The organism is Ruegeria sp. BG10 (genome assembly GCF_056538575.1).
Map to the genome: position 1 here is coordinate 38,133 of NZ_JBQFTI010000005.1, position 25,077 is coordinate 63,209.

At 59.6% G+C, this 25,077-nt stretch carries 22 protein-coding genes and 1 tRNA gene; 9 read left to right on the forward strand and 14 right to left on the reverse strand.

Going from position 1 to position 25,077, the window contains the following annotated elements:
- Positions 1 to 32: 32 nt before the first annotated feature.
- The 6 genes from ACR0D8_RS17235 to rpmH form a co-directional block, all read right to left on the reverse strand.
- Positions 33 to 1,577, reverse strand: coding sequence for a putative bifunctional diguanylate cyclase/phosphodiesterase (locus ACR0D8_RS17235; RefSeq protein WP_480648327.1), 1,545 nt, complete (start codon positions 1,575 to 1,577; stop codon positions 33 to 35).
- Positions 1,578 to 1,648: 71 nt separating this feature from the next.
- Complete coding sequence (ttcA, locus tag ACR0D8_RS17240; RefSeq protein ID WP_480648329.1) at positions 1,649 to 2,542, reverse strand: tRNA 2-thiocytidine(32) synthetase TtcA; 894 nt, start codon at positions 2,540 to 2,542, stop codon at positions 1,649 to 1,651.
- Positions 2,543 to 2,586: 44 nt separating this feature from the next.
- On the reverse strand, positions 2,587 to 4,203 hold the full coding sequence (locus ACR0D8_RS17245; RefSeq protein WP_480648331.1) for an acyl-CoA dehydrogenase family protein: 1,617 nt from the start codon (positions 4,201 to 4,203) through the stop codon (positions 2,587 to 2,589).
- A gap of 67 nt (positions 4,204 to 4,270) precedes the next feature.
- Positions 4,271 to 4,516, reverse strand: coding sequence for a membrane protein insertion efficiency factor YidD (gene yidD / locus ACR0D8_RS17250; RefSeq protein ID WP_480648333.1), 246 nt, complete (start codon positions 4,514 to 4,516; stop codon positions 4,271 to 4,273).
- Positions 4,513 to 4,938: a ribonuclease P protein component gene (gene rnpA / locus ACR0D8_RS17255; RefSeq protein ID WP_480648335.1), complete on the reverse strand. Its 426-nt coding sequence runs from the start codon at positions 4,936 to 4,938 to the stop codon at positions 4,513 to 4,515. Before rnpA ends, yidD begins: the two co-directional genes overlap by 4 nt.
- A gap of 26 nt (positions 4,939 to 4,964) precedes the next feature.
- The gene (gene rpmH, locus ACR0D8_RS17260; protein WP_005980833.1) at positions 4,965 to 5,099 is read right to left on the reverse strand and encodes a 50S ribosomal protein L34; all 135 of its coding nucleotides are present in this window, start codon (positions 5,097 to 5,099) and stop codon (positions 4,965 to 4,967) included.
- Positions 5,100 to 5,396: 297 nt separating this feature from the next.
- Here rpmH and ACR0D8_RS17265 point away from each other — a divergent pair, with 297 nt between their 5' ends.
- From ACR0D8_RS17265 to ACR0D8_RS17280, 4 genes are all read left to right on the forward strand, one after another.
- A complete protein-coding gene (locus ACR0D8_RS17265) occupies positions 5,397 to 6,128 on the forward strand; it encodes a TVP38/TMEM64 family protein (protein WP_480648723.1) in 732 nt (243 codons plus the stop codon).
- Between the two features lie 3 nt (positions 6,129 to 6,131).
- The gene (locus tag ACR0D8_RS17270) at positions 6,132 to 7,550 is read left to right on the forward strand and encodes a dihydrolipoyl dehydrogenase family protein (protein ID WP_480648337.1); all 1,419 of its coding nucleotides are present in this window, start codon (positions 6,132 to 6,134) and stop codon (positions 7,548 to 7,550) included.
- Positions 7,551 to 7,568: 18 nt separating this feature from the next.
- Positions 7,569 to 8,951 carry an ATP-binding protein gene (locus ACR0D8_RS17275; RefSeq protein ID WP_480648339.1) on the forward strand — a complete coding sequence of 461 codons (1,383 nt, stop codon included), beginning with the start codon at positions 7,569 to 7,571 and terminating at the stop codon, positions 8,949 to 8,951.
- 64 nt (positions 8,952 to 9,015) lie between these two features.
- Positions 9,016 to 9,092 (forward strand) — tRNA-Arg (locus tag ACR0D8_RS17280).
- A 1,175-nt stretch (positions 9,093 to 10,267) separates the two neighbouring features.
- Here ACR0D8_RS17280 and ACR0D8_RS17285 read toward each other — a convergent pair.
- On the reverse strand, positions 10,268 to 10,576 hold the full coding sequence (locus tag ACR0D8_RS17285; protein WP_480648341.1) for a cupin domain-containing protein: 309 nt from the start codon (positions 10,574 to 10,576) through the stop codon (positions 10,268 to 10,270).
- 127 nt (positions 10,577 to 10,703) lie between these two features.
- Between ACR0D8_RS17285 and ACR0D8_RS17290 the strand changes: the two genes are divergently transcribed.
- Positions 10,704 to 13,733 carry an ATP-binding protein gene (locus ACR0D8_RS17290; RefSeq protein ID WP_480648343.1) on the forward strand — a complete coding sequence of 1,010 codons (3,030 nt, stop codon included), beginning with the start codon at positions 10,704 to 10,706 and terminating at the stop codon, positions 13,731 to 13,733.
- Positions 13,734 to 13,954: 221 nt separating this feature from the next.
- On the opposite strand, the gene ACR0D8_RS17295 is transcribed toward ACR0D8_RS17290, so the two are convergent.
- The 7 genes from ACR0D8_RS17295 to ACR0D8_RS17325 all read right to left on the reverse strand — a co-directional run bounded on the left by ACR0D8_RS17295 (position 13,955) and on the right by ACR0D8_RS17325 (position 20,940).
- Positions 13,955 to 14,737, reverse strand: coding sequence for a ThuA domain-containing protein (locus ACR0D8_RS17295; protein ID WP_480648344.1), 783 nt, complete (start codon positions 14,735 to 14,737; stop codon positions 13,955 to 13,957).
- Between the two features lie 16 nt (positions 14,738 to 14,753).
- Positions 14,754 to 15,782: a LacI family DNA-binding transcriptional regulator gene (locus ACR0D8_RS17300; RefSeq protein ID WP_480648346.1), complete on the reverse strand. Its 1,029-nt coding sequence runs from the start codon at positions 15,780 to 15,782 to the stop codon at positions 14,754 to 14,756.
- A gap of 16 nt (positions 15,783 to 15,798) precedes the next feature.
- Positions 15,799 to 16,803, reverse strand: coding sequence for an ABC transporter ATP-binding protein (locus tag ACR0D8_RS17305; RefSeq protein ID WP_480648348.1), 1,005 nt, complete (start codon positions 16,801 to 16,803; stop codon positions 15,799 to 15,801).
- 11 nt (positions 16,804 to 16,814) lie between these two features.
- Positions 16,815 to 17,843 (reverse strand): NAD(P)-dependent oxidoreductase, encoded by a 1,029-nt coding sequence (locus ACR0D8_RS17310; RefSeq protein WP_480648350.1) that lies wholly within the window; start codon positions 17,841 to 17,843, stop codon positions 16,815 to 16,817.
- Between the two features lie 9 nt (positions 17,844 to 17,852).
- Complete coding sequence (locus ACR0D8_RS17315) at positions 17,853 to 18,662, reverse strand: carbohydrate ABC transporter permease (RefSeq protein ID WP_480648352.1); 810 nt, start codon at positions 18,660 to 18,662, stop codon at positions 17,853 to 17,855.
- On the reverse strand, positions 18,663 to 19,550 hold the full coding sequence (locus ACR0D8_RS17320; RefSeq protein WP_480648354.1) for a carbohydrate ABC transporter permease: 888 nt from the start codon (positions 19,548 to 19,550) through the stop codon (positions 18,663 to 18,665).
- 79 nt (positions 19,551 to 19,629) lie between these two features.
- Complete coding sequence (locus ACR0D8_RS17325) at positions 19,630 to 20,940, reverse strand: ABC transporter substrate-binding protein (RefSeq protein ID WP_480648355.1); 1,311 nt, start codon at positions 20,938 to 20,940, stop codon at positions 19,630 to 19,632.
- 332 nt (positions 20,941 to 21,272) lie between these two features.
- Between ACR0D8_RS17325 and ACR0D8_RS17330 the strand changes: the two genes are divergently transcribed.
- From ACR0D8_RS17330 to ACR0D8_RS17345, 4 genes are all read left to right on the forward strand, one after another.
- Positions 21,273 to 22,193 carry a LysR substrate-binding domain-containing protein gene (locus ACR0D8_RS17330; protein ID WP_480648357.1) on the forward strand — a complete coding sequence of 307 codons (921 nt, stop codon included), beginning with the start codon at positions 21,273 to 21,275 and terminating at the stop codon, positions 22,191 to 22,193.
- Between the two features lie 108 nt (positions 22,194 to 22,301).
- Entirely contained in the window at positions 22,302 to 22,853 is a 552-nt protein-coding gene (locus ACR0D8_RS17335; protein ID WP_475157846.1) for a GbsR/MarR family transcriptional regulator, read from the forward strand.
- A 72-nt stretch (positions 22,854 to 22,925) separates the two neighbouring features.
- Positions 22,926 to 23,567: a DUF4166 domain-containing protein gene (locus tag ACR0D8_RS17340; protein WP_480648360.1), complete on the forward strand. Its 642-nt coding sequence runs from the start codon at positions 22,926 to 22,928 to the stop codon at positions 23,565 to 23,567.
- Between the two features lie 8 nt (positions 23,568 to 23,575).
- A complete protein-coding gene (locus ACR0D8_RS17345; RefSeq protein WP_480648362.1) occupies positions 23,576 to 25,072 on the forward strand; it encodes a TIGR01777 family oxidoreductase in 1,497 nt (498 codons plus the stop codon).
- Positions 25,073 to 25,077 lie beyond the last annotated feature (5 nt).

The window sequence follows — 25,077 nt, forward strand, 5'->3', positions numbered from 1 at the left end:
ACGGATCGCGTTTCAGTGGGGTAAAACAGCGATTACGAGCCCGTTTGACGACCGATCTTCGGAACGCCGTTGACCTTGTTCTGATGCGCAGCGATCCAGTCCAGCGTCTTTTCGAACGGCATTGGCTTGCCGATCCCGAACCCCTGAACATGGTCGCATCCCAACTGGGCCATCAAAGCGTGTTCGCCCGGCGTTTCGACACCCTCGGCCAGAGTTTCGACATTCAGCCGCTCTGCCATGGTCAGGATGGCGCTGACCAGTTGTTGCTGACTGGCGTCGCGATCCGCTTTGGCCACAAAGGTTCGGTCGATCTTGATGCGCGATACGTCAAAGCGCTTGATGGACGCGATCGAGGCATGGCCGGTGCCGAAATCGTCCAGATCTATACAGCACCCCAGGTCGGACAAACTGGTGACGGCGCGGGTAATCACATCATCTGGTCTTCGGGAGAACACAGTTTCCAGAACCTCGACCGCCAGCCGGTCGGGGGTGAGGTCATTCTGATCCAGTTCCCATTTCAACCGGTCAATCAGAGTGGGGTCGCGCAGTTCGTCGGATGAGAAATTCACGCCGATCCGGGGAACCGCGACCCCGGCGCCGTCCCAGGCACGCAGGGCTGCAAAGGCGTGGTGACGCATGGCCTGACCAAAGCGTTCCATCAATTCCGCCTGTTCGGCAAAGGGCAGAAAAACCTGTGGTCCGAGGACGCCCTTTTGCGGATGCTCCCACCTTGCCAGCGCCTCAAACCCCGTGACCCGGCCGGTATCCGACGAAATTTGCGGCTGAAACCACGGCCGTATCTCGCCGTTGTCCAACGCGGTCTCGAATTCCTTTCGCAAATTGGCCCGGATGCGCGAGCGGCGGCGGGTTTCGCTGGAATAGGCGCGAATGGTGGATGGCCCGTTTCTTTGCGCTTCTGCCAAAGCGTCCGAGGCTGCGTCGATCCAGCCTTCAAACCCTCTTTCCCCGATGCCGGACAGCAAGCTGAACCCGATCGAACAGGACACATAGACGCCCGCGCCGTTCAGGGTAACCGGGTCCTCGACCACGGATTGTATCCTGCCGGACATCTGAATGCAGGCCTCAAGATCAAGGTGTTGGGACGGGTGCAAACCAATGGCAATCTTGTTCTGGTCCAGCAGCGTCACAAGGTCCTGAGAGCGGATGACCGACAGGACGCGGGTGCTGAATTGCTGGGTCAGGTGGCCGGCGGCGGCGTTGCCATGCAGGTCCAGGAAGTCGGAGTAATCGTCCAGCGCCACGATCATACAGGCCGAGTTTTCACCGCGATTGCCTGCATCGGCGAATATCCTTTCCATGCGGGCGGCAAAGACGTCGATGGGCATCAGCCCGCTGGTCGGACCGCGGCGGAGCCTTCGCGCCTCGGCCCTGGCGCTGATGGCAAAAACCACCGACAGAACAAGCGGCAGGCCCAGCGCAACGATGACAAGCGCACGTTCCCCGCCAATCCAGAACGCGGCCAGGCTGATTGCCGGAGCAAATGCCAGCGCTGGCGGCCCGCTCAGGACGGAGGCAAGTGAATCAAGAGCTCGGTTAACTGAGATATGTTTCCACATCGGTTTTCAGGGCCTTTACCTTTGGCATCGCACGCATAAGGCAACCGTAGAAAACCAATCTGAGTCAGTCGTTAACGCAACTGGGGAATTTCATCCGAATTTTCGCCAGTTTTGCCGGGATTCAGGGCAAGGTTCTGGAAATCAAACAGTTTCGGATCCAGCAGATGCGACGGCCGCGCGTTGGTTAACGCCCGGAACATCACCTGACGTCGACCGGGGCTGTTCTTTTCCCACTGATCCAGAATCCGCTTCACCTGTTGGCGCTGCAACCCGTCCTGACTGCCACACAGGTCGCAGGGGATGATGGGGTAATTCATGGCGGTGGCGAATTTCTCGCAATCGGCCTCGGCCACATGGGCGAGGGGACGGAACACGAACAGATCGCCTGTTTCGTTCACCAGTTTCGGTGGCATGGTCGCCAGACGGCCGCCGTGAAACAGGTTCATGAAGAACGTTTCAAGAATATCGTCCCGGTGATGGCCCAGTACCACGGCGGAACATCCCTCTTCGCGTGCGATGCGGTAGAGGTTACCGCGGCGCAGGCGCGAACACAGGGCGCAATAGGTACGACCCTGCGGAACCTTGTCCATCACGACGGAATAGGTGTCCTGATATTCGATCCGATGGGGCACACCCATACGTTCCAGAAATTCAGGCAGAACGGTGGCGGGAAAACCCGGCTGGCCCTGATCCAGATTGCAGGCCAGCAAGTCAACCGGCAGCAAGCCGCGCCACTTCAGCTCGTAAAGCACCGCCAACAGGGTGTAGCTGTCCTTGCCGCCCGACAGGCAGACCAGCCAGCGGGGCGGTTGGCCGTCTTTGCCATGGGCAGTCGGGTCCACCATCCCGTATTGCTCGATGGCCTCACGGGTCTGGCGCACGATGCGTTTGCGCAGCTTCTTGAACTCGATGGTCGAGGGCGCGCCGGCAAAGAGCGGGTGGATATCGTCAGCTTCGTCAAACATGCGCAGCCCCTACAGCAGAAGGCGCATCCGGGCAAGTGGGCGGCTCAGCCCAGCCGTGCCAGCAGCGCGTCCGTGTCCAGCCCTGCGACGGACCCGGGGACGCGCCCGCCGTCGCCCGAAAGGCGGGTCGAGATAAAACCGTCGGCCACCGCGCCGGGCCCGTGCCGCAACACTTGCGAGGCCGTCAGCAACAGCGCCGTGCGCTCAGCGAACCAGCGCGCCTCAGCCTCGGGCGGGGGGCCGGGCCAGCGGGCGCGATGGGCGGTCAGGGCCGCGTCATAGAGCCTGTCATCCCCTTGGGCGGCATCCAGCTCGGATTGCAGCATTTCGGTCGCCAGCGGCTCACGTGTCAGCGTGCGCAGGATATCAAGGCAGATCACATTGCCCGACCCTTCCCAGATGCCGTTCAGCGGCGCCTCGCGGTACAGCAGAGGCAGGGGGGTATCCTCGACGTAGCCCATGCCACCCAGCACTTCCATCGCCTCAGCAACAACGACCGGGCAGCGCTTGTTGTTCAGGAACTTGGCCAGGGCAACGCTGATGCGGGCAAATGCCCTGTCTTCCGGCGCGTTGCTGTCGAATGCCTGCGCGACGCGCATCCCCAGTGTCAGCGCACCTTCCCAGTCCAGCACCAGATCGGCCAGCACGGTCCGCATCAGAGGCTGGTCTATCAGCCGGCGCTGAAAGGCGTTGCGATGCGACACCCAGTGGTGTGCTTCGGTAAGTGCTGCGCGCATCAACCCGGCCGGGGCCATTGCGGTGTCGAGCCGGGTGTGGTGCACCATTTCAAGTATGGTGCGAACACCCGCGCCTTCATCCCCCAGCTGATAAGCCAGCGCGTCCTGGTATTCGATTTCCGCAGACGCGTTGGATTTGTTGCCCAGCTTGTCCTTCAGCCGCGTCAGATGGATGGCGTTGCGCTCATCTTCCAGCCAGCGGGGGACGAGAAAGCAGGTCAACCCGCCGGGGGCCTGTGCTAGAGTCAGAACCCCGTCCGACATCGGCGCCGAACAGAACCATTTATGCCCGCGCAGGCGCCAGTGATCCCCATCCCGTGTGGCGACAGTTGAGTTGGCGCGCACGTCGGAACCGCCCTGTTTCTCGGTCATCGCCATCCCGAGAGTGGCGCTGGACTTGTGTTCGACCGGTTTCGTCGCCGGGTCATAGCTGCGGGCCGTCAGTTTCTGCTGCCAGTCCGAGGCGATCTGAGCATTGGCCCCAAGGGCCGGGACTGCCGCATAGGTCATCGTCAACGGGCAGCAATGGCCGGGCTCGACCTGACTGGCCATGTAGATCATCGCCGCATGAGTCGCGTGACCACCGGGCGCCCCGTCCCAGGGCAGTGCAGCGTAGCCCGCCGTCTGGCTGATCTGCATCATCTGATGATAGGCCGGGTGGAACCGAACCTCGTCCAGACGTCTGCCGCCCGGGTCGAACAGCCGGAGTTCAGGAATATGACGATTGGCATCGCGCGCCATATCGCGCGTCTCGGCACGTCCCAGCGTTTCACCGTAAACCGCCAGCGGCCTTGGACGTCCGCCTGCCGCGTGCAGTGTGTCTTGCAACGCTGGGTCAGAGGTCCAAAGGTCAAGGTCCCCGCGCGCAGGGGGTTGGTTCGTGACCTCGTGCGTGGGCAGGGAATGGCGTGCTTTGGATGTCATCTGGACCTCGGGTTCGACAGGTCCAACTGTTCAGCGCTGGCGTGCGCCGGTCAAGTCTGACCGGAGGTCAGGATGTGTGGTCATGATCCTTGTGATCCGGGACCGGGTCATACCCGTCGCCGCCCCAGGGGTGGCACCGGCCAATTCGCCGTGCCGCCAGCCACGCGCCTTTGATCGCACCGTGTTTCTCCAGCGCCTCAAGCGCATAGGCCGAGCAGGTAGGCTGATAACGGCAGTTGAACCCGACCCAGGGGCTGAACACCAGCCTATACGCGCGGACCGGCAGAGCGAAGATATGTGAGAGAAGGGTCATTTGCGCGCGCTATGCACTTTGCGCAGCGCATAGCGCAGATCGTCCAGCAGCGCCGCATAAGGCCGCGCGGCCGTGGTTTCTTCCCGTCCGATCAGCACATAATCCCACCCGTCAATTCCGTGCACGGGCAGGACAGCGCGCGCAGCTTCGCGCAAACGCCGTTTGGCGCGGTTGCGGGCCACGGCATTGCCGACCTTCTTAGAGCAGGTAAAGCCGACCCGAATGCCCTCCGCCTCATCAAGCGCACGTTTGCGGGCCTGAACCATCATCGAGGACGTGCCTTGCCTGCGCGCGCGGGCTGCCTTCAGGAAATCGGACCGCTTCCGGAGGACGGTCAGAGTTTCAGGCGCGCAAACGGACGCCGCCGGGGGCGTATCCCCGGGCTGGTTTCTACCATCCTCAGGGGCCTCCGGCGGCGTCATGTTCATAACCTGAAAGGTCGAGCGGCTTACGCGCTCAACGATTTGCGGCCACGTGCGCGGCGCGCGTTCAGGATCTTGCGGCCGGCCTTGGTGGCCATGCGCGCGCGGAAACCGTGGCGGCGTTTGCGAACCAGGTTCGAAGGCTGATAGGTGCGTTTCATCGCTCCGTCTCCAATCTATAGCGGTCGGGTGCGGCGCGGATTCGCCTGGCCCAAGTGTTCGAAGCCCGTCCTCTACTGGGTAGCGGGGGGTAAGTCAAACCCCTAGGTGGGGGTTTTGTCGCCTTTTGCAACAATTCTGTAATCCGGCCGCACAAAAGGTTTCAAAATGGCCGGTTTGGTGCCCCAAACCCTCACATTCCCGGCCCCAATCATCAACGCAGCGTGAGGCCCCTGTTGCCGCAGCCGCCGGTGTCGCATGTTGGGGGCAGAATGAAACGCACAAAACCGGACAGCCTTATGAGCGATACGACTCAGGCCCCGCGCAACGGGCTTGCGCGGCATATCCCTTTGCTGGTGATTCTCGCCGTCGCGACGGTGGGGTTCTTTACCCTGGGCGACTATCTGACCTTCGAGACGCTGCGCGACAACCGCGAGGCGCTGTTGGCGTGGCGCGATGCCAACTACTGGTCGATGGCGGCTGCTTTTGTGGCGATCTATATCGTCATCGTGTCCTTTTCCCTGCCCGGGGCGGCGGTGGCCTCGATGACCGGCGGATTTCTGTTCGGCCTTGTCGCCGGAACCGTCTTCAACGTGTTCGCGGCGACCATTGGTGCGTCTGCGATTTTTCTGGCGGCGCGCTGGGGGCTGGGCGAGACCCTGACGGCGCGTCTGGAATCCTCGGAAGGGACGGTCAAGAAACTGAAAGACGGGTTGCGCGAGAATGAAATCCCGGTGCTGTTCCTGCTGCGCCTTGTGCCCGTTGTGCCGTTTTTCGTCGCCAACCTGGTGCCTGCGCTGGTGGGCGTGAAGTTCCGCAATTTCCTGTTCACCACTGCGCTGGGCATCATCCCGGGCGGCATTGTCTACACCTGGATCGGCGTCGGGCTGGGTGGTGTGTTTGACCGGGGCGGTACGCCGGATGTGTCCTTGCTTTGGGAACCTTTCGTCATCGGCCCCATCCTGGGCTTGTGCGTGCTGGCCGCTTTGCCGATTGTCATCAAATCCCTGCGTGGCCGAAAGGACGCCTGATTCATGCAAGAACTGAAAACCGATATCCTGGTGATCGGGGCCGGGTCGGGCGGGTTGTCCGTGGCCGCAGGCGCCAGCCAGATGGGGGCCGATGTCATCCTTCTGGAAGGCCACAAGATGGGCGGCGACTGTCTGAACTTTGGTTGCGTGCCGTCCAAGGCGCTGATCGCCAGCGGCAAGGCGGCGTACGCGCAGGCCCATACTTCGGCGTTGGGCGTGGCGGATGTCACCCCACAGGTGGACTATGCCGCCGCCAAGGATCATGTCCACGACGTCATCGCGCAGATAGAACCGATGGACAGTCAGGAGCGGTTCGAAGGCTTTGGCGTGAAGGTCATTCGGGAGTATGGCAGCTTTGTCTCTCCGACCCAGGTACAGGCGGGCGATCACCTGATTACGGCGCGGCGTGTGGTCATCGCCACAGGGTCGTCGCCTTTGGTGCCGCCGATCCCCGGGCTGGACAACGTGCCGTTCTACACCAATGAGACTATCTTTGACCTGCGGGAAATGCCCGCGCATCTGCTGATCATCGGCGGCGGCCCTATCGGAATGGAAATGGCACAGGCTCATATCCGGCTGGGCTGCAAGGTGACGGTTATCGAGGGTTTAAAGGCTCTGGGCAAGGACGACCCCGAAGCCGCGGCGCTTGTTCTGGACACGCTGCGCGACGAGGGTGTCGCAATCCAAGAACAGGCAATGGTGGCGCAGATACGCGGTGGGGAAGGCGCGGTTGAGGTCGTGACCGAGAACGGAGACATCTATTCGGGCTCGCATCTGCTGCTGGCGGTGGGGCGCAAGGCCAATACCGACCGTCTGAACCTTGAGGCGGCGGGGATCGAACCCACCCGCACCGGGATCAAAGTTGACGAGTCGCTGCGGACCACAAACCGCAAGGTATATGCCATCGGCGATGTTGCGGGCGGTCTGCAATTCACCCACGTTGCCGGATATCACGCAGGGATCATCATCCGCTCGGCGCTGTTCGGCCTGCCGTCCAGGGCGAAAACCGCGCATATCCCCTGGGCCACCTATACCGACCCGGAACTGGCGCAGGTCGGCCTGACCGAGGAGCAAGCCCGCGCGCAACACGGCGGTAAGGTTGAGATTGCGCGCTTTGACTACCACCACAACGACCGGGCGATAACAGAACGCAAGACGCAAGGCTTCATCAAGGTCATGGTCGTCAAGGGCCGTCCCGTCGGCGCCACAATCGTGGGGCATCAGGCGGGCGAACTGATCAACTTGTGGTCGCTGGCGCTGGCCAATAACCTGAAGATGGGACAGATCGCCGCGATGGTTTCACCCTATCCGACGATCGGAGAGCTTAACAAACGCGTGGCGGGTGCCTATTTCTCGCCAAGGCTGTTTGAGAATCAAACGGTTAAACGAGTGGTCAGGTTCGTCCAGCGTTGGATGCCCTGACCAGAAAGGGAACGCAATTTGAACTCGCTGTCGGGCCGATTTCTGATCCTGACGACGGTCTTCGTGATGTTGGCCGAAGTCCTGATCTTTGTCCCCTCGATTGCGCGCTTTCGCGAGGATTTCCTGCTGAACCGGCTTGAGCGCGCCCAGATCGCCTCGCTGGCGCTGTTGGCCGACGACATGCTGGCCGAGGATCTTGAGGCCGAGTTGCTAGCCAATGCGGGCGTCTACAACGTCGTGCTGCGGCGGGACGAGGTGCGGCAACTGATGCTGTCCTCGCCCATTCCGGAACAGATCACCAAGACCTATGACCTGCGCGATGCCGGTCCTTGGATACTGATCCGCGACGCCGTCACCCGCCTGTTCACCCCGGAAAACGAAGTCATTCGCGTGATCGGCGAACCGGTCAAGGGCGCGGGGCTGCTGATCGAAGTGACGACAGACAGCATGCCCTTGCGGATGGCGATGACGGATTATGGTCTGCGGATTCTGGGCCTGTCTTTTGTGATTTCAATCATCACGGCCTTTTTCCTGTTTCTGGCCGTGCGGGTCGTGCTGGTGAAGCCGATCAAAAGCGTGGTTGGCTATATGCAGCGCTATGCAAGCGCGCCGGAAGACGCGCGGGGAATAATCTCACCGGATTCAAGGGTGACGGAACTGCGCGAGGCCGAAGAAGCGTTGCAGCAGTTGCAGACCGAACTGACGCAGGCCCTGAAGCAGCGCGAACGGCTGGCTCAGCTGGGCGGCGCGGTTGCCAAGGTCAGCCACGATCTGCGGAATATTCTGACATCCGCACAGCTGTTCACCGACCGGATCGAGGCCAGCGACGATCCGCTGGTGCGCCGCATGGCGCCCAAGCTGGTGAATTCAATCACACGTGCGGTGTCCCTGTGCGAAAGTACGCTGGCCTTCGGGCGCGCGGAAGAGCCCGCGCCCACTCTGACCGTGGTGCCGTTGCGAGACGTGGCCGAGGATGTCGTGGCCAGCGAACAGATGGCCGTAGCCGACGCCTGTGTCGAGATCGTGAATGAGGTCCCCGGCGATCTGGTGGCCCGCGCCGATCCCGAACAGATTTTCAGGGTCATGATGAACCTTGTCCGCAACGCGCGCCAGGCATTGGTGGCATCCGGCAAACCTGGAAAGATCACCATTGCGGGTTGCGCGCACGAAAATGACTGGTGCGTCGAGATCAGGGACAACGGCCCCGGCCTGCCGCCCAAGGCGCGCGAAAACCTGTTCACGCCGTTTCAGGGCGGCGTGCGCAAGGGCGGCTCGGGCCTTGGGCTGGCGATTTCACAGGAACTGGTGCGCGGCCATGGCGGTGAGCTGGTTCTGGCCGACACCGGACCGCAGGGCACGACATTTGAAATCCGGCTTCCGCGGGGCGACGGGACTTTTTAAAATATTTTTGCAGAATCGGCTTGCACGTCCTGAACACCGGGTCTACATAGCGCCTCACCAACGCGGACCGATAGCTCAGCTGGATAGAGTACTTGACTACGAATCAAGGGGTCGGGGGTTCGAATCCTCCTCGGTCCGCCATTTTTTCCTTTGTGAGGCGACACATAGTTTTGCCACCAGCGACAGAACCTTTCCTTTTTTGGCCTCACATCTTCCATCCATCGCCCAAACCGATTTCGTTGATCCTGACCTCCTTTCGGAAGAATCAGGGCTGATTTGCAGATCAGACGCCGAAGGCGCCTGTTCCTGCTGATCTGCCACGTGGCGAACGCGGAAGGGGGCGAGGCAATGCTATTCGACAGGGGTGGTGCGGCCCGCAGGCGCAGCTGAGGACACGGTCCTGTCTAATAGGGTTGCCCGAGGGGGAAGGCAGCGCTTTCCCCCTTACGGCCAGGGGCGTTTGGCTCGTCCAAATCCTGCTGGCCCACGAACAGAAGCGGCGGGGCGATACGCCCCGCCACCACTTGCAGACATTCAATCTCAGTTAGACGAAATCACACCATGCGGGGCCTTCCCGACATAAGCCGCGCCGGCAAACCGTTAGGTAAGATAAGAGATGGCCACCAAGCCGACATTCGCCGCGTTTGCAACATCGAGCATCACCAGCGGCAGCAATGCGTAGGCATTCAACCAGGTATCGCTTCACATAACGCCCCTTCAAAGTCGTTTTTGGTTTGCTGTGGTGGGGCCTGACATCCAAAGGTTGTGAAACCTGTCATTAGTCGCGGGTCGACGATTTTCAGCCTTTGGAAGCACTATGCGTTCTCCAATATCAACACGCGAAATGGCTATTTAGCAATGTATTTTCAAATACCGCTAAATAGATCCGAAGGCGCTAAGGTCAGACACGGGCCAGACGCCTGGTATCCGTTCACTATTGACCGAAAGGGCCATCTTGAACCGAAAAACTAGCGGAACGCGCCGCCAAACCGCTGGCCTTTGGCCGGAAAACCCGGATGTTCGCGGGTTTCGAGGGTGGCGGAAAGGCCGTAGCAATTGCCATCGCTCTGAACGAGGAATAAATACATCGATGATGTCGAACCGCAAGAATGACTCACCTCGGCACTCGCCCAAACCTCCTACCAAACACTATTCACCTCCGCGAACACCTCCTCAGGTATTACGCACCGTAAGCAGCTAAACTGGTAACGACCACCATCAGCAATTCGGGTCCAACGATCGGCACGACAGGCGATCGTTGACGGCAGATGCTGCGGTCTGGAAAGGTCAGGTCAAAGGCCGATCCCGCGATTGCCCTATCCTTTGAAAATAATGATCGGGTAATCCGTGTTGTTGCACACTTCGACGGTGAATTCGTCGCGGCCTTCTGGTATCTCACGGGCATAGTGATCACCTGCCAGGAACTCCTGATCCTTCGGCCTTTCGCCATTTATCGAAATCGACAACGTCCCAGGCGTCGCTGCCATAACAACATAGGGAAAGTCGTAGGATTGTTTGGTGCAGGTGCCCGGCGGATAGCAAATTCTCACCAGCGGACGCTCGGGCAAAAACGGGTAGATTCCGTTCAGTACATCGATGGTAGGTTCGTTATCATTGTCGGCCATATCATATCCCCCCGGTATAAAACTGTTGCCGAAAATCAAAAAGTATGTGGAAATTGTTTCTGCTTTCAAACTGGCAGAAACCGGCATCGGCGACAAGAATATTTTGTCAGACAGGGGTTAGGAACAAGTGGCGTCCCGGGAAACACAAAACGATTCCAATGCGTTGTTCGGGTCTGAGCTCAAGCTGGTCACGTCTCTGTTTGTCGATCTTGTCGGCTCTCTTGAGACGATTTCCGAAATTGGAATCCAAAAAGCCAGCTTGTTGCTCGAAGAGAGTCGCGAGGCCCTGACCGGTATCGCGCATCGCCATTCGGGCACTATCGCAACTATCGCGGGCGACGGAATCCTGTTCCTGTTCGGCGCCCCGGTTGCGAATTCCAAACATGCCGCAAATGCCTGCCTTGCGGCTTTGGAGATGATTGAATTGACGAAGGGCGCGGATTGGCCCTTGCCGGGCACCACTGTGCGTATCGGGATTTGCACCGGTGAAACGCTGGTCAGGCCCGTCAGTACCGATATAGGCTGGCATTATGACGCCACCGGCGTATCGGTTCATCTGGCCTCGCGGCTACAAACGCTGGCCGAGCCCGATATCGCGCTGACAGATCGTCTAACCCGCGATCTGGCCTTTGACGGGTTTTTCTTTGACGACCTTGGCGAACAACAGATTCGCGGCATCACCGATACACTGCCCGTCTACAGATTGGTGCAGGTGTCCCGAACCGCGCAGCAGTCGTTGCGCGGGGTCCAAACGCCTTTCATCGGGCGAGAAGATGAAACTTTGCGCCTGATCGATATCTGCCGGGCTGGGTCCTCCGACCTCGGAAAAGTCGTTGTCGTCGCCGGAGATGCTGGAATCGGCAAAACGAGGCTGATTTTAGAATGCCACAAAATTCTGGTCGCCGAAGATGTATTCCCGGCGCTGTTCTGCCGGGGGTTTTATGGTCATTTCGACCCGTGTTCCGGCATCCGGGCCTGCGTTGAACAACTGGTTCCGGACGCCAGCTCAACCGATCAGGACGGGTTTCTGAGCAGCGCCCTGAAAGATACACCGCGGGACAAATTGTTGCAGGACAATGAGCTCAGCCTAAGAAATCTGCACTATGAGCTGTTTGGTGGAGAAGAAGACCGCGGGACAATCGAAGACGGTTATCTCATCGATCTAATTGCCCGAAAACTCGCAACAATCCGGCGCGGTTTTGAAGTCTTGTTGCAGCTCCGGCAGCAGCACGGGGTTCCGGCGATCCTGATCGATGAATTTTTTGAACTAGATAGCGAAAGCAAGGAAATTTTCTTTCAACTCATGTCCTCGGAGTCGGCGTTCAAGGGCAATTTCATCCTGTCCTGCCGACCGGAAAATGTGGCGGGTCTGTTAGAGCGGGACATCAAAAACATCGAGATACTGAAGCTTGGCGGCCTACCGGAAGGCGCCGCCACGCAACTGGCGACGGATATCAGTGGTACTATTCGGGATCAGGACACCGCTGATTCTGACCGGGTGGCTGATCTGAGCAGTATGGTGCGGAAGTCCGCAGGCAATCCGCTGTTTTTGATCGAAATTGTTAGCGCGATGACACATGCGCGCGCGGGTCCGAAGGCCTCCGACAACCTGAATTTCACGGTACAGACACCGTTCCTGCAGGCGGTTATCGCCGAGCGCATCGATCAAATGACACGGCCCCAAAAACTCTCGTTGAAAGTTGCATCCATTCTGGGAGAGGTGATGCCTGAGGCATTGCTGTCTCAGGTGTTGGCCGATCTGGCGTATGACCTGTCGACAATCAGCGATCTGGTCAATGACGGGATTCTCGGGCGTTCGACGACGCATCCTGACCGCCGATTGCATTTCAAGCACCCGCTGTTTCGGGAAATCGCTGAAAACTCGATTGTCGAGCGTGACCGGGTTGCCTTTCATGCCACTGCCTATCGCGCCCTGCGGACGTTCTCTTCGGCTGGTCAGAAAGTCAGCGCGCTTTCTAAGGCGCGCCACGCCTATTTCGGTCACTTGTGGGAGGAAGCCTGCGACGGGTATCTGGCTGCGGCGATGGAGTCGAATGAGCGTGCGATGAACAGTCATGCGCTGGAATTGCTGGATCTGGCCCTGGGTGCGTCGAAAAACCTGAAAGACATAGAATTGCGGTCCCGCCTGCGCGTCAAAATCCTGCTGGAGATGCGGAACCCGCTGTATCAGATTGCCGACCTTGACGGAGTCAAAGCATGTCTCGAGCAGGCAAGCGACGCGCTGATCGAACATGAACACCCACGCGTGAAGGGTCGCATACTGGCGTTCGAAAGCCATGTGCTCTGGCTGCAGGGGCTGCACTCCGCCGCCCTGACAAGTGCCGCCCAGATCAGGCAGATTGCTGAGGAAACCGAAGATGAGGTGTTGAGGGTTAGGGCCGCGTTTCACAGCGGTCTGGCAAATTACGGTATCGAAGAGCATCAGACTGCGGCGCTGAACATGCAACAGGTTGTTCGGGCGATTGAAAACGGCAAATTCGACAACCAGCTTGGCGTCAACCCCAGCTTGTCGGTTCTGGCCATGAGCTATGGGGCGCGGTCGCTGATGTCCCTGGACCAGGTGCCGAACAGCGTGGCACTGGTGCTGGAGGCCCTGGAGCTGGTGCAACAGTCGGAGGACATTTTTGCGCATATCATCGCCCGGCTGTCTGCCGGTGTGGTTCTGTCCCATGCCGGTGACATCGGGCAGGGGAGAGATTCTTTTGAGGCGGCAGGTCGGTTGCTGGACACCGTCGAAGCGCGCCTGATGCAGCCGATTTTCCGGGCTTATTTCGGGTTCTTCACGGCCTGTACCGGCGCGGTTGCGCAGGGCGAAACCCTGATCCATCGCGCCATCGGAGAGAGCAATGATATTGGGCTGGGCCTTGAGCTGGGCCGCAAATACCTGACCGCGTGCCTGTGCCATCTGGCGCTTGGGAACAAGGAAGAGGCCCTTACGGCCGTTCAGGCCAGCCTAGAGGCTTCGGCCCTCAGCGACGCGAAACAGACCGCAGCCCTAGCAGCGGCCTTGTCGCGGCATCTACTCGGTACACCGTCCGAAAAACCGGATTTCGATGCGCTCTCGGCTCCTCCGTTTGCGGCGGATCCTGCGATCCGAACCTTTGTGCGGTCGTTCAGACAGACCGCCGCGCGTTGATGACCGCGCCAACAGTTTGAGCCTGGCGGGAATTCAAAGCCGCAAGTAACTGAATTTTTCTTATTGACACCTTCGTCAGCAGGCGCTTTCGGCGTTTCTGTCTGCCTTGGTCCAATTTGTGGCGTTCTGCGCGCCGCACCATCAGCCGAAACCGAACCAACCAACGAAGGACACAATGCCGGAGGTTTGATCCGGAGAAGACCCGTGCCGAGTGCCCGATACTATCGGAGCCCACCGTCGCCATCGGTATGAAGTTTCGGTCCGCTCTCTTCAATAGATTCCAGCGCGTTTTCTGCTGTACGGTTCGGTGCGTCCAGGACTTCTGCAAGGCGCGGTGTCTGGGGTTGCGCCCAATGTACTGCGTTTCGCAATATCCGGCGGATGTTTTCGTCATAATAGGTTGGGTAGGTTTCGTGTCCGGGGCGAAAGTAGAAGATGTTTCCCGCACCACGGCGGTAAGTCAGGCCGGACCGGAACACTTCGCCCCCCTGAAACCAACTGACAAACACCGTCTCTAAAGGTTCAGGGACAGCAAACGGCTCGCCATACATTTCTTCCTGCTCCAGTTCGAAGTGGTCCGGCAGGCCGCGGGTGATCGGGTGCCCCTTGGCGGTGATCCAGATGCGTTCGCGCTCACCGGCCTCGCGCCATGTCAGGTTGCAGGGGGTTCCCATGAGCTTTTTGAAAATTTTCGAGAAATGCGCGGAATGCAGAAGGATCAGACCCATGCCGGACCAGACGGCCTCGGCCACGCGATCCACTACTATATCCAACACGTCCGAATGTGCGGCATGGCCCCACCAGAGCAGCACGTCGGTCTCGTCGAGGCGCCATTGGGGCAGGCCGTGTTCCGGTTCTTGCAGTGTTGCTGTTGTCGCCTGTATATCTTGGGCAAGGTTCAGGGCGCTGGCAATACAGGTGTGCATCCCCTCAGGGTAGATGCCCGCGACGGTTTCATTGGTTCGCTCGTGGACGTTTTCGCCCCAGACAACAGTACGGATCACGATGGGCTTCCTTCTGTCAGGATGCGGGACGCGGGGCGGCGGTGCTGGCGCGCGGGATCAGTTCGGGCGTGATGATGACGGGCTGGTCCGCGCCGGGCTCGCCGTTCAGCAGGGACACGAGTTTGCGGCAGGCCAGCCGGCCCCATTCGCGGCGCGGCAGGCGAACGCTCGACAGTCCCGGATTGAAAATTGCCGCATAGGGCATGTCGTCATATCCGATCACTGAGATGTCCTCGGGCACCCGCACACCGGCGCTGACCAGCCCGTGCAGCAAGCCTGTCGCGGTCTCGTCATTATGCACGAATACGGCCGTCGGCAGGTTGCCCGTTGCGATCAAACGGCGCGCCGCGTCTAGCCCGTAGTCGACAGACAGGGCCCCCTGCATTTCGCGGTCGCGCTGAACCGGGATGCCGGCGTTCTTGAGTGTTTGGGAGAAACCGCGATGCCGGCGCTCAAAACCGTTGCTTTGCAGATGGCCGCAGACCTGCACAATATCACGGTGCCCCAGCTGAATCAGGTGGCTGGCGGCCAGCCGCCCGCCCTCTACATCGTCGGTGCTGACGGTTGGCAGGTCAATTTCCTTATGCCCGCCACAAGACACAACGGGCGGCCCGGAATAGGTACCCTGGGCGTCGCTGGGCAGGAGGTCTTCGAGAAACCCGTTGGTATTCAGGATCAGCCCGCCCGCCTGATTCATCAGCAACATGTCCGAAAACGCGCGTTCGCTGTCCGCGTCTTCGGAGGTGTCGCCGATCAGAAGGACATAGCCATGCGCGCGGGCTTCTTCCTCGATCCCTTTGAAGAACTCGGCAAAAAACGCATTGGTGATTTCTGAAACCAGAACCAGCAATGTCTTGCTGCGCCCCCGCCGAAGATCCCCGGCGGCCTGGTTGGCCCGGTAGCCCAGCCGCTTCATTACCTCGAACACGTGGTCGCGTGTGGCGGGCCTGACGTCGTTGGGGCGCGACATGGCACGGCTGACGGTCGCGATGGAAACGCCTGCTTCCCTGGCAACATCTTTGACCGTTGGACGCTTTGTCTGCATATTTTGTTCCTGCCGATCAGGCCGCGACCGGCCGTCCTTCCCTGTTGAATTTATGGATGAATTCCGCCTGCGGCTGCAAGTACACAGTGTCGCCGACCTGTTGATCATGCTGCCCGTCAAGGCTGATGGTCAGAACGCCGGCATCAGGGACTTTCACGTACAGGATTGTGTCATGCCCCAGACGCTCGACCAGCGTGACCTTGCCTTTCCATGCATTGTCACCAGCGCCGAGCGTAAAATGCTCGGGCCGGACGCCAAGTGTTTCTGCGCCGACGGCCTCGGCAAAGCGCCCTTTGACAAAGTTCATTTTGGGCGATCCGATGAAGCCCGCGACAAATTCGGTCGCCGGGTGGTTGTACAACTCCATCGGACTGCCGACCTGTTCTATGTAGCCGCCGTTCAGAACCACGATCCGGTCTGCCATGGTCATCGCCTCGACCTGATCATGGGTGACGTAGATCATCGTTGTTTTCATGCGCTGATGCAGTTCGCTGATTTCGACACGCGTTTCCGACCGCAGGGCGGCATCAAGATTCGACAATGGCTCATCCAATAGAAAGACCTGCGGCTTGCGGACGATGGCGCGCCCGATGGCAACCCGCTGGCGCTGTCCGCCTGACAATTGCCCGGGCTTGCGGTCAAGATACGGGCCAAGCTGCAGGGCGTCTGCCGCTTCCTGCACCTTCTGCGCGATCTCACCCTTGGGCCGGCGTTCCAGGCTGAGCGAGAACCCCATATTCTCGGCGACCGTCATCTGCGGATAAAGCGCGTATGACTGAAACACCATTGCGATGTCGCGCTGGCGTGGCGACAGATCGTTGGCGCGCTGATCGCCGATCATCAGGTCGCCGCCAGTCACCTCTTCCAGCCCTGCGATCATGCGCAGCAATGTGGATTTCCCACATCCCGAGGGGCCGACAAACACGATGAATTCACCATCCTCGATCGACAGGTTGATATCGTGAAGAACCTCGACATTTCCGTATGATTTCGACAGGTTTCTGAGCTCTACACCGGCCATATGTTCCTCCGTTATCCTGCAACCAGCGGCGCGCGAATGATCTTGCGAACCGTGTCCAGCGACGCCTTTTGAAGCTGCCGATCCGGGCGGTCCGATAAAATGGCACGCACATCGTGCAGCACCATGTCGCCGATCGGGTGGCGGCCACCTTCGACCGCAGCCGCGCGGTGTGGCGACCATATGACGTTGTCGGCCTGCCGCATGCGGGCCCGTTTCGACACCGGTTCATGCGGAAAGACATCGCTGGCCACCCGGATGCGCCCCGCGTCCGCAGCTTCGACCAAAGCGTCGAAGTCAACCAGATGCGAACGGCTGATAACCACCACCAACGCGCCGCGCCGCATCCTTTCGATCAGACCGCGCGAGACCAGCTGATAATTGTCCTCGGTCGGCGTGGCCGCAACAACGACACACCGGCAGCCGGTGACGACGTCGTCCAGTTCGCAGAATTCAACACCGTCGATGTTCGCGCCCGTGGCCTTGAGCCAGGGATCGAAGGCCCGGATCTGCGGCGCGAAAGGTTCCAGCAGACGCGCGCATTCCTGCGCGATGGACCCGTAGCCGACAAAGCCGATCGTCTGGCCATACAGTGAAAAATCGGTGCCTATATTGTCGTTGAACCACCGTTCGGACCCTGAGCGGAAGCGTTCGTGTTCGTCGACGATCCCTCGCCCGCCCGCGATCATCAGGCCCAGCGCCATTTCAGCGACCGAGCGGCGGAATCCCGGCGCGCACGACAGAACCTCGATTCCGGCTTCAAAACAGGCTTCATAGTCGAGACCGGTCTGAAATGTGCCCGAGACTTCGATGACGGCCTTCAAGTTGGGCGCTTTGGCAAGATCGTTACGATCCAATTCGGGTTTTGCGGCGACGACGAACTCGGCGTCGGGCAGGCGGTCCATGAAATCGGCGCGCGCCATCGGCCAATTGACCCCGCCGTGAATGTCGCACAGCGCGCTGAGGCCGGAGAAGGCACTGGGCCGGAACAGTTCTTCGACCTGGCGAAAGTGCTGATCCATGATGAGGAGCGGTTTCGGCATGTCTACCCTCTACTTCACGGCGCCCGCGGTCATGCCGCGCACAAAGTGACGTTGAAAGAACAGGAACAGGATCACGACCGGGATCGCCATGATCACCGTTCCGCTTGAAAGCCCGGTCACGTCGCGGGTCATCGTGCCCTGAAAATTCAGCAGCCCGACGGACAATGTGCGCATCTCGTCCTGCGTCAGAAGCAGAAGGCGCAGCAGCAGGTCGTTCCAGCTCCACAAAAACTCCAGCAGTGCCGTTGTCACGACGGCCGGCGTGGCGATTGGCATAACGACACGGCGGTAGATCTGAAACTCGGTTGCGCCGTCAATCCGCGCCGCCTCGTGCAGGGCTTTGGGGATGCCGATGAAATAGGACGAGAACATGAAGACGAAGATCGAAACCGCAAGGGCCAAATCCGCGAAGATCACGCCCAGATGCGTGTTCAGCAGTCCAAAGGACCGCACGATCTGAAACAGCGGCAGAACGATTGCCGTCACCGGGATCATCAGACCGATCAGGAACAGGACCTGAAGTATCAGTTTTCCGCGAAACTCCATGAACACCATGGCGTAAGCCGCCAGCGAGGCGATGCCGATCATGACGACGGCATCGATCACCGAGATCAGCAGCGTGTTAAAGAAATATCTGCTGAAGCCACCATCGGTCCAAACGCGAAAATAGTGTTCGAAGGTCAGTTTGATGGGCGGATACCAGGGCGGGTTCACGAGCTCAGTCGTCGGCTTGAGCGACGTGAACACCGTCAGGATCAGCGGTGAAACCATCAGAACGGCAATCACGCCGAGTACGAACAGAAGAACCCACCGGCCCATCTAGCGGTCCTCCTTATTCTGAATCTGCATGTACAGGATGGTTGCGATGCTGACGATGACCAGCAGGGCGACCCCGATGGCGGAACCATAGCCATACTGGTTCTCAAGCGCGCCGCGTTTGTACATGTAGGTCGAAAGGATCTCGCTGTACCGGATCGGTCCGCCCTGGGTCGTGGCCCAAACGATATCGAAGACCTTGAACGACTGTGTCAGCGTCAGAATGAAGACAACCGCAGTGACGGGGCGCAACGCCGGCAATGTGACATAGCGGAAGGATTGCAGCGGGTTGGCGCCGTCAACGCGGGCGGCTTCGTACAGGTCCTCGTCAACCGCCTGAAGCCCGGCCAGAAAGATGATGACGCTCAGCCCGATGGTCGACCAGCTATGCGCCAGCGCAAGCGCGTAAAGCACAACGTCCGGGCTGCCCAGCCAGGGCGTAGCCAGCGCACCTAGCCCAACGTTTTCTAACATTTGATTGATCACGCCTGTCGGCTGATACATCCACCGCCAGATCGTGGCGACGGCCATCGGTGAAATCACCACCGGCAGTACCACACAGGTCTGAATCAAAAGCCGTGCTTTCCAGACCCGCGCCAGCATCGCCGCAATGACCAGCCCGAGCCCGACATTGATCACGATAATCACGCCGGACCAGACAAAGGTGTTCCGAAACGCCTCCCAGAAAATCCTGTCAGAGAACAGCTTTTGATAGTTCTCCAGACCGATAAAATTCCGTTCCGGACTGATGCCGTCCCAGTCGGTGAACGAGTATTCGAACACCGAATAGGTCGGATAGATCGCAAAGACGATATAGATCGTCAGCGCGGGCAGCAGAAACAGAACGGGGTTCAGGCGCTGAGCCCATTTGGAATCCGGATCAGAAAACATGCGGCCACTCTCGGCTGGGTTTCATGATGTCTTGAGGTGCGGCCCGCCCCGCAGGGCAGATCCTGAACCATGCGCGGCGTCAGCGTTCGGCAATGCCGCCGGGCAGCATGATTTCCCCCGCTTCCTTCGCGGCCGCCCATGCGTTTTGCATTTCAGCAGTGAATTCCTCGGGCGTCATCACATCCAGCAACAGGCCCTGCAACCCGTCATAGGACACGGTTGTCAGGCTGCCCGGCGTGATCGTGTCGAGGAAGGCCGGAACCGAACCGTTGTCAGCATAATCGTCCGACGCTTTCCAGATGGCGACCGCAAGATCGGGCATCTGCGCTTCGGCCAAAGCGGCGTCAAGCGGACCCACGGGCACTGTTCCCGCGTTCAAAAGCGCAACCCGGCCTTCGGTCGATGTGAACATGAAATTCAGGAAGTCGACCGCGGCGTTCTTGTTTTCCGAGCTTCCCCGAATGTACCAGCCGCTGCCGATCGAGTTGGTGGGGTGGATTTTCTGGCCGTCTTCGAACGGCGGCACCGCAAAGACGCTGTAATCGCTGATCCGGTCTCCCGCGGCCTCGGTTCCGCCGCCAATCACCCAGGGTCCGGTAAAGGTCATCGGGATCTCACCGGCCCAGAAACGGTCCATGAGCTCTCCGTACCCGATGGCGACAGGGGTCGGGCCGAACCATCCAGCCTTGCCCATATCCTGCAGCCTGGCAGAGGCTGCGACAAACGGCGCGTCGGTCCAGGCGCCATCGCCGAACAGGACGTTTTCAATCCCTTCCGGACCGGCATAGCGGCCAAACATCATGGACTGCCAATGCGACACAGGCCATTTGTCGGCGGCACCAAGCCCGATGGGGGTGTCATAACCGGCCTCCTGCAATTTCGCGACGGCGGCCTCCATGTCAGCCCAGGTGGCGGGTACTTCGATGCCGTGTTCGGCAAAGATCGCCTTGTTGTAGAACATGCCGGTGGTTTCGACCTCGTTGCCGAACGCCCAGAGCTTCCCGTCGCTTGACGTCTGCACCACGATGCCTTCGGGGATGGTGTCGGCCCAACTGTGTTCAAAATACGCGTCGGTCAGGTCAGCCACCAATTGGCCGGCGATCAGGGCAGCAGGCTGGCCCGGGCCCGTCCCGAAGGAGAACAGGTCAGGACCTTCGCCGGCGGAAAGGGCAGGGATCAGCGCTGGGTTGAACAAATCGGACGAATTCTTGACGATTGTGACCTTTGCGTCTGACGCCTGCGCGTTGTAGGCTGCGGCAAGATCGTCATAGACGTTTGTTTGACCTGGTTCACCGGCGACCCAGACAACGACCTCTGATTGCGCAAATGCAGCCGATGGCGAAACGGCAAGCGCGGCAAGCAACGCGCACGATCCCAAGAATTTGGTCATGATAGTCCTCCCATAGGTATAGCACCTGCACGGTTTGTATACGATTACATTTAGAATGTAAACGAATACATTGTTGACTGGCGTAGCGATGCCTGCCTGTGCGCGTAGCGTTCCGACGGAGCGGATGGTGCTTGATACGTGCAACACAGACGCCGCTTGCCGTTCAAAGCAGGACGTTCAGCGAACCCGTAGTTTGTGGAAAAACGGCGTCACACAGGACCAAAGATGTGACTGTTCAGGGCATTACACTGTCGCTACAACAAATGGCGAAATTCTGTGGCAATTCGCACCGTTGTGGCAGTCCTCCTGCATCCAGCCAGACAGGCAAGAATATGAAGTCGAAAATCAGCCTAAAACAATTGCAGGCGCTGGAATCCGTGGTGCGTCTTGGCAGCTTTACGCTGGCCGCTAAAGAGCTTGGTGTTTCGCAACCAACAGTGTCCAATCTGGTCTATGCGCTGGAACAGCATTACCAGTGCCGTCTGCTGGATCGGTCAGGGTCGGTCATCACTTCAACGCCGCTGCTTAAGAAAATCAGGGGTGACATCAAGGCGTTGATCGCGCTGCGCGACAGCATCGACACTGTTTTGACATCGGAACGCGACCTGCATTCGGGCAGCTTCCATATCGGGTATTCGACCTATCAGATCGCGATTCCGCTGATTTCCGAATTTGTCCGCGCGTATCCGTCTGTCGATGTCACGGCACGTTCCCTGGCCACGCACGATCTGTTGCCGTTGTTGTATACCGGTGAGTTCGATGTCGGGTTAGTCACTGCGAAGGAACTGCCGCCGGATCTGGTCGGGAAAAAGATCTCGGACACGCAGATCGGGTTGGTTGTTCCTGTATCCCATCCTCTGGCTTCGACTGGCACAGCCCGCTGGGAAGACGTCGAACGCCTGAAGCTGATTCAGCGCGAACCTACATCCTCGACGCGGCGGATTTTTGATTCCGCGGCACGACTGCGCCGTGTGAACCTGACAACGATCCTTGGTCTGGGGTCGTGGGGGTCGATCCGGACTCTGGTGGAGTCGGGCGTTGGTATTGGCGTGGCTTTTGCGCAGGAATGCAGGGATGAACCAGGTATCCGGTTCGTTCCGGTTCAGGACAACAACCTGATTGCCAGCCATTTTCTGGCCTGCCTGCCGGCGATGAGGCAGACGGCGGCGGTTGCCAGTTTTTTCAGAATTGCGGATGACATGCAGGATTGCGAAGTTTTTCAGCCACCTGAGTCGACCCGGAATTTTCGTTAGCTTCGCCATTCCCCTAACTTGTCTACGCACGCTCTAGCCACGGCCTGATCACAAAAAGTGCAGGGGTCGCCACTTGACTCCTGACGCTCAATGTCTGATATTTCTGTCATGACAGAAATATCAGACATATCCCAGCCGTCGGCCAAATCACAGTTCATCCTGTATTGGGGAGACATGGGCAGCCAGTGGGGCGTCAACCGCTCGGTCGCACAAATCCATGCGTTGCTGTATCTGAGCGAGTCGCCTTTGAACGCCGAACAGATTTCTCAGGAACTGGGTATTGCGCGGTCGAACGTGTCCAATTCTCTGAAGGAACTGGTCGGTTGGCGGTTGATCCAGCGTGTTCCGGTTCCCGGCGACCGGCGCGAGCATTTCGTCGCCGAAACCGATGTATGGGAAATGGCTCTGCTGATCGCCAAAGGCCGGAAAGAGCGGGAAATTGATCCGGCAATTCGCGCCATCGACATCTGCGTGCGACAGGCGGCAACGGAACCGGACCTTCACCCCACAGTCTTGGACCGTATGCAAAGCATGCAAGAGTTTCTGACGACTGCAGATCAATGGTCGGGCCAGATGCTCAATGTTCCGAAATCAAAACTCGCGATGCTCATGAAAATGGGTGACAAGGTCTTGTCCTTGCTCAGAATCGGCGGTCGTTAGGCGTTAGGAAAAAATTTTGAAACCATATTTCTCTTAATACAGAAATAACAGTTTTTACGATAAAGGTGCGATATGAAGCAAATTGGGGTGCCGCAAAATCTGAAAACCACCACGGACAACCGTTTCAGCAGCTTATTGGGAACCAGATCGTGGAACGCCTTGCCCGCATCCGTGCGCCGGCGATTTGGGCACCGGTTGGCTGGCGGTGCCAGCGTTGTCTATCAGGGCAAGGTCGTCGCGATGCGCCTGAGCCCTGTTGGCCGGGCATTGGCGTTGCTGGCGCGGATGATCGGCGGACCGCTGCCTTTTGACGAAAGCTGCATCAACCAGCCCGCCATTGTCGCCGTGACCGAAGACTTTGCTGGTTGCGGTCAGTTCTGGGTACGCCAATACGGCCGCACCGGCGGTTTTCCACAGGTTATACACAGTTCGAAACGGTTTGCCGGGCCCACCGGGATCGAGGAATATGTGGGATACGGAATAGGAATGGCCCTTTGCGTCAGCGCAGACCGGGAAGGGATCTATTTCGAAAGCGACCACTATTTCCTGCAGCTTGGTCGATGGAAGCTGCGGTTTCCGCCCTGGCTGCGCCCCGGTGCGCTGACCATTGCCCACAAGGACCTGGGCGGGTCGCGGTTTCTGTTTTCCCTGACCCTGCACAGCCGCCTGTTTGGCGAGTTGATCCGTCAGGACGCAATCTTTCACGACAGTTAGGAGGCCTTATGGACAATCCCATTCTTTGGAGCCTGATCGCCCTGCAGATTTTCATGGGGGCATTCGATACGTTGTTTCACCACGAAGGCACCGAACGGCTTGCCTGGCGTCCGTCGCAAAAGACCGAGCTGCGCCTGCACGGTGTACGAAACTGCCTTTATGCGGTGATCTTCCTGTGTTTTGCCTGGTTCGAACCACGGGGCGGTTGCGCCATCGGACTGGGCGCGATTCTTGTGATCGAAGTGATCATAACGCTGTGGGATTTTGTAGAAGAGGACCTGACCCGCAAACTGCCCGGCAGCGAACGTATCAATCACACGCTGCTGGCTCTGAATTACGGTGCCATCCTTACGCTGGCCGTCCCCTATCTGTGGGCCTGGGCGCGGTTGCCGACCGGGATGGTGCCGGTCTCCTATGGCTGGTGGAGCGTATTGATGACCCTGTCGGCCTTCGGCGTGGCACTGTTCGCCGCCCGCGATCTGCTGGCCGCGCAACGCAGCGACCGTCTGATCCGCGCCGAACCGGCCGGGCTGGTGGAAGACCTGAATCCGCGACAGCACATTCTGGTGACCGGCGGCACCGGCTTTATCGGTCAGCGGTTGGTGCAGGCGCTTGTTTCCGCCGGGCATTACGTGACCGTCCTGACCCGCGACCCGCGCAAGGTGGACGCGTTGCACCATCCTGTACGGGTAATCCGCAGTCTGGATCAGATCGACGACGCCGAACGGTTTGACGCCGTCGTCAATCTTGCCGGTGAACCCGTTGCGGGCGGGCTTTGGACCAGAAAGCGGCGGGCAAGAATCCTGCAATCGCGGGTAGATGTGACAGCGGCTCTGGACGCGCTGATCCAGCGGCTGACGCACAAGCCGGACTGCCTGATCAACGGGTCCGCCATCGGCTGGTACGGTTTGCGTGACGACGAAGCGCTGACCGAAACGGCTGATCCGGCACCGGCCTTTGTTCACGATGTCTGCGCGGCGTGGGAGCAAGCCGCCCGCCGGATCGCGCGCCATGGCGTGCGGGTGGTGGCGTTGCGCATCGGGCTTGTTATGGGCGTCGAGGGCGGCATGCTTGCCCGGTTGCTCACCCCGTTCGAGTTTGGCGGCGGTGGCGTTCTGGGTGACGACAGGCAGTGGATGTCCTGGATCGAACGGGACGATCTGGTGCGCGTGATTGCCTTTGCCATGGCGCACAGTCAGGTGGACGGTCCGCTGAACGCAACGGCGCCGACCCCTGTGCGCAACGCTGAGTTCACGCAATCCCTTGCCCGGGCCCTGCGCCGACCTGCCGTTCTGCGGTTTCCCGATTGGCTGTTGTCCTTCGCGCTGGGCGATTTGGGGCGCGAGACGATGCTGGGGGGTCAGCGGGTTCTGCCCGACCGTCTGTTGCGGCTTGGGTTTTCCTTCCGTTACGCAGAACTGTCCCTGATGCTGCGCGACATCACCGGTGCCAGCCCGGAACAAAATACTGCAGCGGCTTCGGCCGATCAGGCACCGGCAGAATGAATTTG

What these genes read in the sequence shown, in the direction of transcription:
- ACR0D8_RS17345 (WP_480648362.1), top strand. Translation starts at nt 23,576, where the DNA reads ATGGACAATCCCATTCTTTGGAGCCTGATCGCCCTGCAGATTTTCATG.
- rpmH (WP_005980833.1), bottom strand. Translation starts at nt 5,099, where the DNA reads ATGAAACGCACCTATCAGCCTTCGAACCTGGTTCGCAAACGCCGCCAC.
- ACR0D8_RS17335 (WP_475157846.1), top strand. Translation starts at nt 22,302, where the DNA reads ATGACAGAAATATCAGACATATCCCAGCCGTCGGCCAAATCACAGTTC.
- ACR0D8_RS17320 (WP_480648354.1), bottom strand. Translation starts at nt 19,550, where the DNA reads ATGTTTTCTGATCCGGATTCCAAATGGGCTCAGCGCCTGAACCCCGTT.
- ACR0D8_RS17330 (WP_480648357.1), top strand. Translation starts at nt 21,273, where the DNA reads ATGAAGTCGAAAATCAGCCTAAAACAATTGCAGGCGCTGGAATCCGTG.
- ACR0D8_RS17325 (WP_480648355.1), bottom strand. Translation starts at nt 20,940, where the DNA reads ATGACCAAATTCTTGGGATCGTGCGCGTTGCTTGCCGCGCTTGCCGTT.
- ACR0D8_RS17235 (WP_480648327.1), bottom strand. Translation starts at nt 1,577, where the DNA reads ATGTGGAAACATATCTCAGTTAACCGAGCTCTTGATTCACTTGCCTCC.
- ACR0D8_RS17340 (WP_480648360.1), top strand. Translation starts at nt 22,926, where the DNA reads ATGAAGCAAATTGGGGTGCCGCAAAATCTGAAAACCACCACGGACAAC.
- ACR0D8_RS17315 (WP_480648352.1), bottom strand. Translation starts at nt 18,662, where the DNA reads ATGGGCCGGTGGGTTCTTCTGTTCGTACTCGGCGTGATTGCCGTTCTG.
- ACR0D8_RS17285 (WP_480648341.1), bottom strand. Translation starts at nt 10,576, where the DNA reads ATGGCCGACAATGATAACGAACCTACCATCGATGTACTGAACGGAATC.
- rnpA (WP_480648335.1), bottom strand. Translation starts at nt 4,938, where the DNA reads ATGACGCCGCCGGAGGCCCCTGAGGATGGTAGAAACCAGCCCGGGGAT.
- ACR0D8_RS17245 (WP_480648331.1), bottom strand. Translation starts at nt 4,203, where the DNA reads ATGACATCCAAAGCACGCCATTCCCTGCCCACGCACGAGGTCACGAAC.
- ACR0D8_RS17270 (WP_480648337.1), top strand. Translation starts at nt 6,132, where the DNA reads ATGCAAGAACTGAAAACCGATATCCTGGTGATCGGGGCCGGGTCGGGC.
- ACR0D8_RS17310 (WP_480648350.1), bottom strand. Translation starts at nt 17,843, where the DNA reads ATGCCGAAACCGCTCCTCATCATGGATCAGCACTTTCGCCAGGTCGAA.
- ACR0D8_RS17305 (WP_480648348.1), bottom strand. Translation starts at nt 16,803, where the DNA reads ATGGCCGGTGTAGAGCTCAGAAACCTGTCGAAATCATACGGAAATGTC.
- ttcA (WP_480648329.1), bottom strand. Translation starts at nt 2,542, where the DNA reads ATGTTTGACGAAGCTGACGATATCCACCCGCTCTTTGCCGGCGCGCCC.
- yidD (WP_480648333.1), bottom strand. Translation starts at nt 4,516, where the DNA reads ATGACCCTTCTCTCACATATCTTCGCTCTGCCGGTCCGCGCGTATAGG.
- ACR0D8_RS17265 (WP_480648723.1), top strand. Translation starts at nt 5,397, where the DNA reads ATGAGCGATACGACTCAGGCCCCGCGCAACGGGCTTGCGCGGCATATC.
- ACR0D8_RS17300 (WP_480648346.1), bottom strand. Translation starts at nt 15,782, where the DNA reads ATGCAGACAAAGCGTCCAACGGTCAAAGATGTTGCCAGGGAAGCAGGC.